The 14,440-nt window shown below is 72.0% G+C and carries 12 protein-coding genes; 1 reads left to right on the top strand and 11 read right to left on the bottom strand.

Annotated elements, in window-relative coordinates:
• Positions 1-4: 4 nt before the first annotated feature.
• Both tagH and JJ685_RS16985 read right to left on the bottom strand, forming a co-directional pair.
• Complete coding sequence (gene tagH / locus JJ685_RS16990) at positions 5-1,549, bottom strand: type VI secretion system-associated FHA domain protein TagH (protein WP_201675512.1); 1,545 nt, start codon at positions 1,547-1,549, stop codon at positions 5-7.
• Positions 1,550-1,613: 64 nt separating this feature from the next.
• Entirely contained in the window at positions 1,614-2,888 is a 1,275-nt protein-coding gene (locus JJ685_RS16985; protein WP_201675511.1) for a TIGR02270 family protein, read from the bottom strand.
• Between the two features lie 152 nt (positions 2,889-3,040).
• On the opposite strand from JJ685_RS16985, the gene JJ685_RS16980 reads away from it, so the two are divergent.
• Positions 3,041-3,985 carry a LysM peptidoglycan-binding domain-containing protein gene (locus tag JJ685_RS16980; protein WP_201675510.1) on the top strand — a complete coding sequence of 315 codons (945 nt, stop codon included), beginning with the start codon at positions 3,041-3,043 and terminating at the stop codon, positions 3,983-3,985.
• Here the strand turns inward: JJ685_RS16980 and JJ685_RS16975 are convergent.
• The 9 genes from JJ685_RS16975 to JJ685_RS16935 all read right to left on the bottom strand — a co-directional run bounded on the left by JJ685_RS16975 (position 3,951) and on the right by JJ685_RS16935 (position 14,399).
• The gene (locus tag JJ685_RS16975; RefSeq protein WP_201675509.1) at positions 3,951-5,507 is read right to left on the bottom strand and encodes a polysaccharide deacetylase family protein; all 1,557 of its coding nucleotides are present in this window, start codon (positions 5,505-5,507) and stop codon (positions 3,951-3,953) included. The two genes, JJ685_RS16980 and JJ685_RS16975, sit on opposite strands and share 35 nt — an antisense overlap.
• On the bottom strand, positions 5,504-7,408 hold the full coding sequence (locus tag JJ685_RS16970) for a protein kinase domain-containing protein (RefSeq protein ID WP_201675508.1): 1,905 nt from the start codon (positions 7,406-7,408) through the stop codon (positions 5,504-5,506). Before JJ685_RS16970 ends, JJ685_RS16975 begins: the two co-directional genes overlap by 4 nt.
• 82 nt (positions 7,409-7,490) lie before the next feature.
• Entirely contained in the window at positions 7,491-7,946 is a 456-nt protein-coding gene (locus tag JJ685_RS16965) for a GNAT family N-acetyltransferase (RefSeq protein ID WP_201675507.1), read from the bottom strand.
• A 13-nt stretch (positions 7,947-7,959) separates the two neighbouring features.
• The gene (locus JJ685_RS16960; protein WP_201675506.1) at positions 7,960-8,598 is read right to left on the bottom strand and encodes a hypothetical protein; all 639 of its coding nucleotides are present in this window, start codon (positions 8,596-8,598) and stop codon (positions 7,960-7,962) included.
• A gap of 10 nt (positions 8,599-8,608) precedes the next feature.
• Complete coding sequence (locus JJ685_RS30295) at positions 8,609-9,511, bottom strand: DUF4150 domain-containing protein (protein WP_201675505.1); 903 nt, start codon at positions 9,509-9,511, stop codon at positions 8,609-8,611.
• Positions 9,508-10,536: a hypothetical protein gene (locus JJ685_RS16950; protein WP_201675504.1), complete on the bottom strand. Its 1,029-nt coding sequence runs from the start codon at positions 10,534-10,536 to the stop codon at positions 9,508-9,510. The genes JJ685_RS30295 and JJ685_RS16950 overlap by 4 nt, the downstream gene beginning before the upstream one ends.
• Entirely contained in the window at positions 10,533-11,636 is a 1,104-nt protein-coding gene (locus tag JJ685_RS16945) for a DUF2169 family type VI secretion system accessory protein (RefSeq protein ID WP_201675503.1), read from the bottom strand. Before JJ685_RS16945 ends, JJ685_RS16950 begins: the two co-directional genes overlap by 4 nt.
• A 5-nt stretch (positions 11,637-11,641) precedes the next feature.
• Positions 11,642-12,085, bottom strand: a complete 444-nt coding sequence (locus JJ685_RS16940) for a DUF6484 domain-containing protein (RefSeq protein ID WP_201675502.1) — start codon at positions 12,083-12,085, stop codon at positions 11,642-11,644.
• Positions 12,086-12,095: 10 nt separating this feature from the next.
• A complete protein-coding gene (locus JJ685_RS16935; RefSeq protein ID WP_201675501.1) occupies positions 12,096-14,399 on the bottom strand; it encodes a type VI secretion system Vgr family protein in 2,304 nt (767 codons plus the stop codon).
• Positions 14,400-14,440: the final 41 nt, after the last annotated feature.

The following is a 14,440-nucleotide window of genomic DNA, read 5'->3' as shown; positions in this document are numbered from 1 at the left end:
CCTCCTAGCGGCGCGGCCGCTCGCGTTGCAGGCGTTCCAGCTGCTGCTCGTAGGCCTCGACGAAGGCCTTGCCGAACAGGGCGTGGAAGTCCTCCTGCGCCTCCTCGCGGATGCCCTGGTAGTGCTGCAGGTACAGCTCCCACAGCTTCGCCTTGCGCGCCATGGGCAGCACGCTCGCCAGGGTCGACCGGCCCGCCAGCTTGTCCTCCAGCGGGCGCGGCCCGAAGCGGGCCAGCACGCCTTCGAGCGCCGCGCGCGTGCCGGCCATGGTGCCGATCGCGTGGCCGACGAGGTCGTCCATCGCTTCGGTGACGGCGGCCGGACCGGCCAGGAAGCCGCGCACCGGCGGCTGCAGCAACTGCTCCAGCGCGGCCTGCCCGTCGGGCGAGAACTTCAGCGGATTGTTGTTGCGCGCCTGGATCACGGTGACCTGGGCGTGCAGTTCCTGGCGCGTGGCCGCGCGCACCGCGATCAGTTGCAGCGTGCCGTCGATCGCCGCACGCAGCAGCGCGCCCGCTCCGCGCAGCAGCTCGGGCGACACGCCCTGCGCCGGCACGATGCGCACGCCGGCGCCTTCGCAGAACGCCAGCCAGAGGGCGGCCGCTTCCGCGTCCGATGGCGGCGCGGCGGCGGGCAGCTCCGGCGGACCCGGCACCGGCACCGGCACCGGCACCGGCGTCGGCGGGGACGGCGGCTCGGCCGCCCGCGCCACCACGGGGCGCGGCGGCGTGAAGGCCGCGCGCACTTCCGGCGTGCGGTCCGGTGCGACTTCCGGCGGCGGCGCCGCCGGCGCCGGCGCGCCGAAGAGGACCAGCGGATCGGTGGAGGGGCGCGGCGTGTCCTGCGCCGCCGCGGGCTGCACGTCGGCGATGAAAGCCGCCAGCGGATCGCCGCCCGCCCCGCCCTGCAGGCCGAACATCGCGTCGAGGGAAGACGGCGCCGCGGCCGGCACCAGGTCGTCGAACACGCCCTTCGCGGCCGCGGCGGGAGCCGGCGCCGCGGGAACGGCTGCGACCGGTGCAGCGAAGGGATCGAAGTCGTCCGGCAGCCGCGCGGGCCAGGGCGTGGCCGGCGCGCCGGGCGCCGCGGCTGCGCAAGGTGCGACCGGTGTCGCGGGCGCCAGCAGGTCCGCGAAGGGATTGTCGGGGGACAGCGGAGCGGCCGGCGCCTCGCGTCCCCGCGGCAGGCTGTCCTCCCGCGCCGGCTGCAAGGTCGGCTCCGCGCTGGCGCCCTGCTCTTCGCACACCTCCAGCAGGTAGCGCCCGATGCGCACCTGGTCCTGGTGCACCAGCGGCGTCGACTCGCCGCGGGCGAGCGGCTGGTTGCGCACCAGGATCGGGTTGGAGCTGCCGACGTTGCGGATCACGAAGCCGCTGCCGAACGCCACGATCTCCGCCTGCTCGCGCGAGATGTGCCGCTCCGGGTCGGGCAGCGCCAGCGTGTTGTGGTCGGCCCTTCCGATGGTGCCGCCGTGCGCATCGAATTGCGCGGTGATGGGCTGGGTGAGCGGCTGGTCGTTCAGCGACACCGCGCGCAGGGTCAGTGACATCGTGCTTCCCTTTCGCGACCCGGGCATGCTGGCCCGCGGGAGCCCGCGGGGCAATGACCGAAAGTCACGTCGCCAGCAGGCGTTGCTGGCGCCAGGACGGTGCGCCCACGGGAAACAGCAGGTGCCCCGGCGCGCACAGCACCAGCAAGTCGGCTGCGATGAAGCGCTGGCGCTGGAAGCCTTCGCGCAGGACCTCGCCGCAGTGCGCCCGGTCCGGGGGCTTGCCCATGAAGCAGCGCCCCTGCGCCGGCAGTGCGGCCGCGTGCGCCTGCCACCAGCGCAGCACACGTTCCGGATCGGGCCACGGGAGGCTCTCGTCCGGATCGAGGTCGACGTCGTCGTCCTCGGCGTCTTCGGTGGGACCGCCGGGGAGATTCTCCGGCGGCTTGCGTTCGAGGTCGAGCGCGGCGAGGTCGGCGCCGGTGAGGAGGGAGAACGCCTCCCCGGCAAGGCGGGCGAGCCGGAGGTCGCCCATGCATTCGATCAGCCAGGGGACGTAGCCGGTGTCGCCGAGCAGGGCGCAGGCCGCCATCACGCGGCGCCTGTGCTTCGCATCCGGCGCGGCCGACTGCGCGAGTTGCCGCACGAGCTCGCGCGCGCGGCCGAACTCCGTGGCGAGCAGGAGCAATCGCCACGCCTGCTCGCCGTGTTCGCCCGCGCCGCCCGCGATGGCGAGCAGCGCACCCAGCGCCTCGTGGCGGTCCCCGAGCCGGCAGGCGCAGCGAGCGGCCTCGAAGGCCGCGGCCCGGTCCGGGTCCGCCAGCGCGGCGAGCGCGGGCTCCAGCAGGTCCGTGCGACCCAGTTCGCCGGCCGCGCGCCACGCGGCGGCGCGCAGCGCCGGCGACTCGTCCTGCACCGCGTGTCCCAGCAGGGCACCCGGGTCGACGCGGTGCAGGCGGCAGGCGGCGATGCCGAGCCCGCGCCGCTGCGCATCGTCCGCCGCCAGCAGCGCGCGCACGATGCCTTGCAGTTGCGCCGCCGATACCCAGCCGAAGGCCGACAGCAGGCCGCGCTGCGCCTCGGGGACGGCGGCCGCCAGCGCGACGAGCCGCTGCAGCGCGCGATCGTCGCGCTCGTCGATCACGCGCAGCGCGAGCGCGAACACCACGCCCGCGCCGACGCGCTCCAGCGCCTCCGTGCACAGCCGCGTGCCATAGGCTCCCGCGACGGCCAGCCCGTCCGCGTGCGCCGCGATGCGGTCGTCCAGCCGGCGCAGGTGGCGCAGGCGCACGTGCGGCGCGCGCACGAGCACGGAGCGGATGTGGCGCAGCATCGCGCACTCCTCGGCGTGCTGCTGCACGACCGTGGCGATGGGCGGGCGGACGAGGACTTCGGACATCGGAGGGTGGCACCCATGCTCGCGGCAGGGCCGCCCCCGGCCAATGAACGAAAGTCACGTTGCCCGCGCCGGCATCTGCGCGAAACTGCATCGTCACCGAGCGGAGGACCTGCACGCGCATGGCTGCCTTCGCGCATCGCGGAGCCACTGCCATGAACCCATTGCGCACCATCCTGCTGCTGGCGTCCGCCGCCGGCCTGCAAGCGTGCCAGCAGGCGCCGGTCCAGCCGGCGACGCCGGCCCCTTCCGCGAGCGCCGCGCCAGCCGCGCTCCCGAATCCGCCCGTCGCCGACGCGCCCCCGGCGACACCGCCACCCGCGCCCTCCGGCCCCGTGACGCCCGGCACGCAGCAGCAGGCGCAGAAGACCGCCATGGCGGCGGTCGGCATGCTGGAGGCGGGCCACGAGGACGACGCGCGCGTGGAATTGCAGCGGGCCCTCGCCCTGGACCCGAACAACAAGCTGGCGCTCAACCTGAAGCGGCAGGTCGATGCGGACCCGGTGACGGCGCTGGGACGCGAGTCCTTCAGCTACACGGTGCGCCCGAACGAATCGCTGTCGATGATCGCGGGCCGCTACCTCGGCGACATCTACGCCTTCTACATCCTCGCGCGCTACAACAACATCGCCGTGCCGCGCCAGGTCGCCGGGGGCCAGACGCTGAGGATCCCGGGCAAGGCGCCGCCGCCGACCACGGTGGCGAGGGAGGCGCCGCGGCCGGAGCCGGTGGCGACGCCGCCGACACCGGCGGTCGCCACGCCGGCGCCGCCGGCGGAACCCACCGCCGGCCAGCGTGCCATGCGCGCGGGCGAGGCCGCGGAAAAGCGCGCCCAGCTCGACGAGGCCTACCAGCAGTACGCCAGGGCGGCGAACCTGAACGAGCCCGGTGCCGGCGCCAAGGCGGACCAGCTGCGCAAGCAGCTGGTCCAGCAGCACTCGCGGGCCGCGCGCACGGCGATCGCGAAGCAGGACCTCGACGGCGCGATCCGCTCGTGGGACCGCGTGCTGGTCGTGGACCCCGGCAACGACACGGCGAAACTGGAGCGGCAGAACGCGATGCGGCTCAAGGAGAAGATGGGGACGCTGCAGGCGCAGTAGCCGGAACCGGCGGCGGAGGCGGCCGCCGTTCCAGCGTGAAGCGCGAGAACTTCCCCAGGAATTGCTGGCGGTTGCGCTCGCGCTCCATCGCGCGCAACGCTTCGGCCGCCTGGGCGTGATCGGGCTGCAGCGCGAGCACGGCGAGGAAGTGCGTCGTGGCCGCCTCGCCGTCGCCGCGCCGCTGCGCCGCCTGGGCGAGCCGCAGCCGTTCGGGGACTTCCACCTCGATCTGCCGCCGCGCCTGCTCCAGCCGCTCGCGGTACGGCGACTGCTGCGGCCGCAGGGCCGCCAGGATCTCCCACGAGGCCGCGGCGTCCGCGAGCCGTCCCTGCCGCTGCTGCTGCAGGGCGCGTTCGTGCAGCGCGGTCTCGAAGGCGAGCGCGGGCGGCGCGCCGTCGTCCAGCACCAGCGGGTGCAGGGGCTCGGCGCCGCAAGGGCCGCTCACTTTCGCGCAGGCGAGCGCCCCGGCGGCGGGCACGGGCCGGCTGGTCTGCAGCCGGGCCTGGAAGGCATCGAGGTTGTGGTCGCCGAAGATCATCGTCCGGCGCAGCATCAGGGGCTGCGCGTAGAAGGGATTGCCACCGGGGTGCACCGTGACCGCGAGCTCGTAGCGCTGGCGCGCGAGCAGGTCCAGCACGAGGTCGTTGGCGTCGCCGTAGGGAAAGGCGTAGTGGCGCACCTGCACCGGCAGGCGCCGCTCCAGGATCTCGCGCGGTGCGCGCACTTCCAGCTCCAGGCCTTGCCGGTACTGCTGGTCCGACTCGGCCGCCGTGCGCTCCAGCAGGTTGCGGTGCGACTTCGAATGCGCCTGCACGTCCACCAGCCCGGAGGCCGCCAGATCCTGCAGCTGGGCCCAGCTCAGCGCGTCGCCGCCGCCGCCGACGAAGTCGGTGTAGACGAAGACGGTGGCGGGGAAACCGTGCTTGCGCAGCAGCGGTAGCGCGTGGCGGTGCGCCGATTCGTAGCCGTCGTCGATGGTGATCACCACCGCGCGCTTCGGCAGCGCCTGCCGGCCGGCGAGATAGCCGACCAGGTCGCGCAAGGGGATCACGCGGTAGCCGTTGCGGGCCAGCCAATCGAGCTGGGCCCCGAACTGCGCGGGCGAAACCACCATTCGCCCGCCGCCGGCGCCGAAGCGGTGGTAGGCGAGGATGGGGACGGTCTGGACGGCATCCGCGGAGACGCCGAGGGGATTGGGCGACTTCAGCGGCACGACCAGCGGCCGCGCCGGGTCGGCCTGCTCCACCTCGTTGAAGTCCGCGATCGTCCAGTCGCGGTCGGCGCTGCCGAGGAACCGCAGGGCGATGGACCGCAGGGTGTCGGCCGCGGACGGCCGGTACACGACGAACCAGCTGCCGCGGGCCAGCACCTCGCCGCCGGCAGGCAGCGGCAGGGTGCTGGAAGACGCGGGGCCGGGCGCGCCCTGCGCGGGTAGTTGGAGCAGGGGCGGCGCGCTGCAGCCGGCCACCATGGCGAGCGCCAGCGCGCAGGCGAGCCGCCCAGGACGGGGGCGGCGCCTCATGTCGGCAGCGCGGGCGGAACAGGGTTCTCTTCGGTCGCCGACGGCACCTGGGTCCGCGTCGGTGCAGCCTCCGGTGCGCGGAGGGCCGAGGTCGGCGGGTTGTCAGGCCTTCCCCCTGCGTCCTGCAGCGCCTGCGCCATGCGATCGAAGGCGGCGAACAGGAGGCCGAATTCGTCCCTGCGCGTCTCGCCGATGCGATGCTCGAGGTTGCCGCGGCCGATGTCCTCCATGGCCGCGATCACCAGCTTCACCGGGCGCGCGAACCAGTCGGCGACGAAGTACATCGCGACGGCGACGGCCAGCACCGTGACCAGCACCAGGGCGGCGAGCAGCCCCAGCGAAAGCCGCGCGACGCGCGCCAGCGGCTTTTCCTCCACGCCCAGTGCCACGCGGCCGACGGGCTTGCCCTGGAAGGTGATGGCGGTCTCGAAACCGAGCACCGGCGCGCCCTGCACGAGGTAGCGCGTGACGGACACGCGCGGATCGCGCGAGGGCAGCGCCTCGCCCGCCGGCTTCGCATAGGGCTGCCCGACCCGGGCGGGATCGCCGGCGGCGCGCACCACGTTGTCGCGATCGATCACGGCGATGCTGTGGAAGTCGCCCGTCTTCATGATCTCCTGCACGGCGACGTCGACCACCGGCCAATCCTCGCCCAGGGCCGCGACCGCGTTCTGCGCCGCGATGAAGCGCGCCAGCGAGGCGCCGTAGCCCGAAACCTGGTCCAGCATCGCGCCGTACTGCCGCTGGGTGATGAAGAGTGCGCAGACGCTCATCACCGCCATCACGACCATCGCCATGGTCGCCGCCCACTTCACGCGCAGCGGGATGATGCGCGGCTTGGCGTGTTCGCGCGCCTCCTCGTCCAGCGCCGCCTGCACGCGGCCCAGCGCCTCGGCCAGCTCGCGCCCGGAGCGCCAGCGCCGCTCCGGCGCCTTGGCGAGGCATCGCTCCACGATGCGGCGCAGCGCGGGCGGCACCTCGGGCCGCAGCTTCTCGAGCGGCTGCGGTTCCTCGTTCGCGATCTTCAGCGCCAGCGCCACCAGGCTGTCGCCCTGGAAGGGCCGCTGGCCGGTGAGCATCTGGTACAGCACGATGCCGACGGAGAACAGGTCCGAGCGCCCGTCGAGCTTCTCGCCGCGGGTCTGCTCCGGCGACATGTACTGGGGTGTGCCGAGCACGTCGCCCACGCGGGTGCGTTGCTCGCCGGCGCCGGGGGCGTCCATGTGGGCGATGCCGAAGTCGGTCACCTTGATGGTGTCACCCCCTTGCAGGCGGATGATGTTGCCGGGCTTGATGTCGCGGTGCACGATGCCGTGGGCGTGGGCGTAGCCGAGCGCGTTGGCGAGCTGGATGCCCATGGCGAGGACCTCGCGCACCGGCAGCGGCTGGCCCGGCTTCATGACGTCGGCGAGCACGTCGCCCGGCAGGAATTCCATCGCCATGTAGGGCCGGCCCTCGATCTCGCCGACATCGTGCACGGTGACGATGTTCGGGTGCGAGAGGCCTCCCGCGGCGCGGGCTTCGCGCAGGAAGCGCGCGCGGCACTCCGGTTCCTCGGAGAGGGAGGCGTGCAGGAACTTGAGGGCGACGTCGCGGCCGATGCCGGGGTCGTGGGCCTTGAAGACGGTGGCCATTCCGCCGCGGCCGAGGCGCTCGAGGATGCGGTAGCGGCCGACTTCGCGCACGGTGGGGTCGCCGGCATCGCCGCCGGGGAGGGTCTGGGCGCCGGGGCCGCCGGAGGTCCGCGCCGCGGTCGGCGCTTCGCTGTCCGCCACGACGGTGCGGCTGTTGGCGGCCGTGGAGGAAGGCATCTCGGCCAGCGGCCTGGCGCCGCTCGCAACCTGCGTGGCGTCGGGGTCGTCGGCGGGCGTCGGCGGGCGAAGGGCGTCGGGTCGGGACATCGCAACCTCAGGGCGGCGGTCGGCGCCGCATGACCCATGGTCCGGGCGCCACCCCTTGGCGGCAATGAACGAAAGTCACCCCTCAGCGGAGCATGTGTGCATAAATGCCGGGAGTGGAGTCCGGGATCTCGATCGCTCCCGCGACCTTGCGGAAGAACCCGGGCGCGCCGACGTACCCGGCGATGGCGTAGGCATAGCCCATGGTGCGCATGTCGTGGAGGCAGGCGTGCAGGAGTTCCGCACCCAGCCCCAGTCCCCGCATCGAGGCCACGACCCCGACCGGGCCCACGAAACCGCGGGCGGTGGCGTCATAGCAGCAGAAGCCGAGGATCTCGCTGCCCTGCTGGGCGATGAACAGCGTCACGGGACGGTTCGCGAGCGCGGCGGCGGCTTCGCTGGACCAGCCCGGGCCGAAGTGCTCGCGGACCCAGGCGCTCACCAAGTCGAATTCCGGCCCCAGGGGCTTGCGCACGCCCCGCGTCCCGGCAAGGCGGTCGGCCGTGAAGGCGCCGCCGTACAGCTTGATCAGGAGATCCATGGCCGCAGGCCCCTCACAGGTCCTCGATGCGGCTCGCCATCAAGTCGTCGAGGAAGGCCCAAGGGTCGGCGACCGGCTCCACCTCCTCGTCGTCGGGCCGGATCGCGTAGGCGACGGCCGCAGTTTCGGAGATGTCGAAGCCGAAGGCATCGCCGCCGTCCGTGGCGATCTTCACGAGGCTCACCACGCCGGACGACGGGTCCGCCAGCGAGCGCCACTCGCGCGCGCGCAGGGGGCCGCCGTCGTAGCTCATCATGTGCACCAGGCCATCGTGCAGCCGGTACAGGGGCAGCAGGTCGACCGGGAAGCGGGCCGCCTCGGGCGGCAGGGCCTCGACGGGCGCGAAGCCGCGCCGCGCAGCCAGGTCGCTGCCCACGTCGAACAGGTACACCAGCGAGAAGCCGTGCTCGAGCGTGCGCAGCAGCGCCAGCTCGCTGACCTTGGCCGCGAACACGCTGGAGGTGCGCGGCAGGAGTTCCGCCAGCGGCGACCACAAGGCCGTGACGCGGCGCCGCACGGTGTCGCGCCCCAGCGCCGCGGCCCAGTGCGGCGGCAGTTCCAGCCGCGCCGCCGACGCGGCATCGGCCGGCAGCCACTCGACCTCGCCCTCCCATTCAACGAACCGCGTCAGGTCCCTGAACGTGTCGTCCATGGTCGCCCCTTCATTTCGCGCACGGCATCGAGCGGATCATGCGCTTCTGGTTGACGATGATGTTGCCCGAGATCTTCTGCGCCTTCTGGCGCAGCGGGTCGCCCCATGTCATGTCCTTCTTCTTGTGGCCGGTCCACTTCCACCACATGGTGTCGCTCTTGGAGGAGTTGCACGAGGGGCACAACCCGACGAAGTTGCTCGGGTGGTTCACCACCTTGCTCTGGTCTTCCTTGGACAGGCAGGCGAAGCCCGGCATGCCCGCCACCACCTCCACCGGCACGATGTGGTCCGGCGAGACGTAGTTCACCTTGCCGCCGCAGGTGGGGCAGGTGATGGGCTTGGGCTTGTCGTTGACGCGCGCCTTCGCCGCGTCGTATTCCTTGGTCTTGCGCAGCTTGCCCTTCTGGTCCTTGCTGAGCTTCTTGTCCTTGCATTTCGGCTCGCAGGGTTTCTTCTTCTCGTCGGCGCCGGGCGACATGCGCTCCACCTGCGGCCAGGGGCAGCTTTCGTTGCCGATGTCCGAGGCGTGGTTGTGCGTCGTGAGATCGAGGTGCCGCACCACGTTCTCGCCCTCGATCTTCACGTCCATGGACCAGGCCTTGAAATAGACCTTGCCCGAGATCTTGCTGTTGATGAGGCCCTTCTTCGGCGCGCAGCCGGCCTCGTCGCCCATGCTCTTCTTGAAGTAGCTCTTGTTCTTGAGCATCACCTCCTCGCCGGAGACCTTCACGCTGCTCGAGCCGTCCGTGCAGTCCGAGGACATGCCGGTGTTCGGATACGGGATCGGCACGCCCGGCGGCGTGGCCGGCGTCTGCGGCGGCGTGAAGCACACGTCCGGGAAGGCGGCCGCCGACTTGCCGGACGCCGCCTTGCAGGACAGCTCCATGGTGTTGGCGTAGACCTGGTTGCTCATCGCGCCGCCCCGCCCACCAGCGTGAACGCGGCCCGCGCGCCGTCGTCGTTGGACAGGTGCACCAGCACCGCCGGCCCCTTCGCGTAGGCCTTGGCGTCGGCGGCGCAGGCGACGCCCACGGCCGCGGCGCCCACGACCGCGCCGGCCTCGCCGATGCACTCGGCCGGATGCCACAGGTCGAACTCCGGCTTCACGCGGCGCAGCAGCCGCGCGAGGGCCAGCGTCGCCTCCTTGAAGTAGTACTGCTCGCCCGAGAGGTCGGCGATGCGGTAGTCGATGTCGTGCATGGCGCAGCCCGCCTCGGCGAGCGCCGCCCGGATCGCCTGCGACAGTCCCTCGGCCCGCAGCGGCTGGTCGCTGTCCACGCGCGCATCCTCGAGCGAGAAACCGATGCCGGTGCAATGCATGGCGGCGCCCTCGGCGGAGGCCGCGACCAGCAGCGCGCCCGCGCCTTCGCCGGGCAGGAAGCCATCCGAGTTGCGCGGCGTCAGCAGCCTGCGGTTCGCCTCGTAGTGGCCCAGGGTCCGCCAGCCCAGGAGGCTGTCCACGGCAAGAATCAGGACCTTCGCGCAGCCCCGTTCGTGGATCAGGCTGCGCGCATGGGCGAGCGCCACCGCCACTCCGACGCGCCCGCGCGCGACGACGCCCGAACCGCGCGCGGGCTGCGTGCCGAGCATCTCCGCCAGGGTGGCCAGCAGGCTCTCGTCCAGGCCCTCCAGCCGGCCGGGCCGATCGGGCTCGGCGACGCACAGCAGGATCGGCGTGCGGGCCCACTCCTCCCGCGGCACACCGGCAAGCGCCTCCACGGCGGCCATCGCGCCCATGCGGGCCAGGCGCATCCGTCCCTGCCAGCGCTTTCCCACCGCGACCTGCTGCGCCATGATCCATTCGCCGTCCGAGTCGGTGAAGCGGGTCTCGCTCGGGTTGGCGATGCCTGCGCGGATGGCCGCGCAGGAGGCCGGCGCGCTCAGGCCGACTGCCGTCACCAGCCCGGTGGACACGATGGCCAGCGGGGCGCCGCTCACGGAACGACCTCCTCCGGCGGCAGCGGCGCCGGTTGCAGCGCCCGGTCCGGCACCTCGATCTCCTCGCGGTCCTGCCACCACTCGCGGCCTTTGCGGCCCACCAGCACCTGCGCGATCTCCAGCATGTTGCGCCGCAGGGGCCGCGTCACTCGCCAGGTCAGGGTGAAGCGCTCCTCGTCGGGCTCGAGGACGATGGTGTCCAGCACGGCGGCGAAGTCCTCGCGTCCGCCCCCGCGCGGGAACACGTGGACCGGCGCATGGAAGTGCGGCAGCACGAAGCGGCGCGGACCGTCGGGAGTGAAGCCGGTGAGTTCGACTTCCAGCGGCCCGGCCGGATGCGGCACCTGCTGGTCCTCGGGCGCGGCCTGGTGGTAGCGGCCGTCGAAGTCCTCGGGCAGGAAAGGGAAGCGCTCGTCCAGCCAGCGCTGGTCGTAGGTGCCGGCCCAGCGGGCCCGCGTGGACCAGCCCCGTCCCAGCGGGCCGAAGGCCATCGGCGCGTACACGTCCGCCGGCCAGCTCACCGGCCGGCCGACCTCCTCCGTGTTCGGCAGCGGCCGGCCGTCGACCCAGGCGTTCTTCAGGTGCTTGCGCCAGCCGCGGCCCACGGGATTGGGCAGGAAGGCGTCGTGCTCCGAAGCGTAGTCCGATTCATGGTCGACCCCGCCGAAGGCAAGGTCGTAGGAAAGGGGCAGCCGCAGGAAGGGCCGCGGCGCCGAGGCGCGGATGCCGGTCAGGCCCGCTTCCCAGGCGCGGTCACCCACCACCTCGCAGGCCTTGTGCAGCGCGCCGACGCGCAGGGACACGCGCCTGTGCGTCGTGGGCCGGCCGCCCTCCGCGTGCGCGCTGCCCACCAGCAGCACGTCGCAGGCCGGCTTGCGGGGAGCGAAGTCCATCTCGTGCAGCGGCGCACTGAAGCCGGGCTCCCCGGTGAAGGTGTCCGCCACCAGCAGCGGCACCTGCGCGTCGTGCAGGCGCACGCCCTCGCCCGGCCGCGGCAGCACGAAGCTGCCCTTGATCGCCACCACCAGGAGCTCGCGGCCGTCGCGCTCCATGCCCATGGTGCAGGCCGCGTCCATGCGGGTGGCGTTCAGGAACTCCATGGCGTTCAGTTCAGCTGCACCGAACCGCCTTTGATCCGGTTCACGCCGCTGGAGCGGCTGCTGACGTAGGAGCCTTCGATCAGCACCTTGCCGGCGCGCGTGAGCGTGATGCGGGCGCGGCCGCAGCGCAGCACCAGTTGCTCGCTGGCGCTGACCACCATGCGCTGGCCGTCGGCTTCCACGGGCAGCGCCTCCGGTCGCTGCATCCCGCCCTGGAGGACTCCGAGCACGATGGGCCGGCCGGGATCGCCGCCTTCGAACACCAGCACCACCTCGCCGCCGACATGGCCCGCGTGCAGGTCCACCGCGACGCGTGCCGGCCGCGCCGGCGCCTCCGGCCGGGCCGGGTCCAGCACGAGGGCCGTGCCGTCCTCCGCCAGCGCAAGCAAGGTGCCGACCTGCACCGGCGCGAGCGCCGCCCAGGTCTCGAACCGGTCTCTTCCGCTCATGGGGCGCTCCTCAGTTCTGCAGGATCTTCGAGCCCTTCATCACGATGTTGCTGCTGGCCTTCACGTTGATCTTGCCGGAGCCATCCGCGGTGATGTCCTTCCCGTTGATCACGATCGTGCCGTCCTTCTTCATCGTGATGCTGGCGCTGCCGGTCTTCAGCGTGATCGAGTCGGCGGCGGTGATCATCAAGGTCTTGCCCACGGAGAGCGCGTCGTCCTTGCTCACGTTCACCTGGCGCGCGCCGCTGACGGTCAGGCCGTCGTCCTTGGTGATGGACACCGTGCGCCCGCCGCTGACCGTGACGCTTTCGTTCTTGGCGACGGTTTCGGTGCGGCCGCCGCTGATCGTGATGCTCTCGTCCTTCGCCACCGTCTCGGTGCGGCCGCCGTTGATGGTGATGCTCTCGTTCTTCGCCACCGTCTCCGTGCGGCCGCCGTTGATGGTGATGTTCTCGTCCTTCGCCACGGTTTCCGTGCGACCGCCGTCGATCGTGATGGATTCGTCCTTGTCCACCTTCTCGGTGCGGCCGCCGTGGATCGTGATGCTCTCCTCCTTGTCCACGACCTCGGTGCGGCCGCCGTGGATGGTGATCTTCTCCTCCTGGTCCACCGTCTCCGTGCGGTTCTGGTGGATGGTGATGGTCTCGTCCTTGTCCACCGTCTCGGTGCGCTGGCCGTGGATGGTGATCGTCTCGTTGTTGTCGACGGTCTCGGTCCGGTCGTGCTTCACCTGGGTGGTCTCGTCGCGGTCGATGGTCTTCTTGCGGTCCTGCCCCACCCAGTGGGTCTCGTCCTTCTCCACCTCGATGTCCTGGTTCCTCTCGGCGTGGATCCAGAGCTGCTCGCTGCCGCCCTTGTCCTCGAAGCGGATGGCGTTGGCGTTGCCGTAGCCGCCGCCCTTCGAGGAGCGGGTGAGGATGCCCGACTGCGTCGCGTTCGCCGGCAGGTCCCAGGGCGGCATCTGCTCCGCGTTGTAGACCCGGCCGGTGATCAGCGGCTGGTCCGGGTCGCCTTCCAGGAAGTCGACCACCACCTCCTGCCCGATGCGCGGGATGTCCACGATGCCGAAGTTCTTGCCCGCCCAGGGGTGCGCCACGCGCACCCAGCACGAGCTCTTCTCGTCCTTCTTCCCGTAGCGGTCCCAGTGGAACTGGATCTTCACGCGCCCGTACTTGTCGGTGAAGATCTCCTCGCCGCCGGGTCCCACCACCATGGCGGTCTGCGGGCCCTGCACGCAGGGCTTGCGGGTGCGCCTGCGGGGCCGGAACTGCTGGGTGGCGGGGATGGCGCCGAACTCGCAGCGGTAGTCGCCCGCCGGCGTGCCGGATTCGTAGCCCTGCACCTGCGCTCGCACCGTCATGGACGTGAGCAGGTACTGGTCGTTCTGGTCCTTGCGCGGATGGTTGCCCAGCTTCAGCAGGTGGCCCACCGCGATGCCCTGCGCATTGGAGGACCCGCGCAGCACGTGGAAGGGCGTCTGCAGTTCGTCCATCCGGTCCTCGACCCACTGCGTGCCGTCGCCCGACTGCACGTAGTCGCCCTGGAAGTCGAACACCTCGTAGTCCGACAGCGCGTAGCTGCGCGACTTCTCCGCCTTCACCTTCAGCCCGGTCGAGGGCCGCTCGAAGTCGTAGCTGGTGAGCGCCGCCTTGCCGCTGCGCACCTCGCGCGCGCAGCTCCAGTCGGACACGCAGTCGGTATCCGGCGAGGTGGCAGCGCCTTCCTCGATGTAAGGCAGCGTCTCGCAGCCGGGCGCCGCGTCGTGCGCGCTCTGCGAATCCACCAGCACCAGCTTGTGCCGGCCCTCGGCGTGCTCGAAGTACCAGTAGATCCCCTCGTGCTCCAGCAGCCGCGCGACGAAGTTGAAGTCGCTCTCCCGGTACTGCACGCAGTAGACCCACTTGCGGTAGCCGCGGAACAGCTTGAACTCGAAGTTGGCGACGCCGTGGTCCTCGAACACCTGCTTGACGATCTCCGGCACGCTCAGTTCCTGGAAGATGCGGCAGTCCGCGGTGCGCGTGAGGAACCACAGCCAGCTGTGCACGGTGGCCTGGTAGCCGAAGTACTTGCCCCGGTGGGCGCCGACGGCGAAACGGGTGACGTAGCCGTGGAAGTGGCGCTTCTGGTCTTCGCGCAGGTGCACGCTCACGGTGACCGGCTTGCCCAGCAGGTCCTCGGGCCTGAGGTCCGGCTTTTCGCTCAGGAGCGTGAGCTGCATCTCGCCCAGCTCGCTCAGGCCGGCGGACGCCGTCATCGCCTCGAACAGGAGGCTGCCGGCGGGAAGGGGCGAGCTCAGTGTGATGGGTGAGGGCATGCGGGGGGCCGCTGCGGCGGCTTGCGTTGTCCGGTGGACCT

The organism is Ramlibacter monticola, assembly GCF_016722785.1.
Lineage (GTDB): Bacteria > Pseudomonadota > Gammaproteobacteria > Burkholderiales > Burkholderiaceae_C > Ramlibacter > Ramlibacter monticola.
Note: the sequence above shows the minus strand (reverse complement) of the source record. Positions and strands in the feature narration are given on the sequence as shown.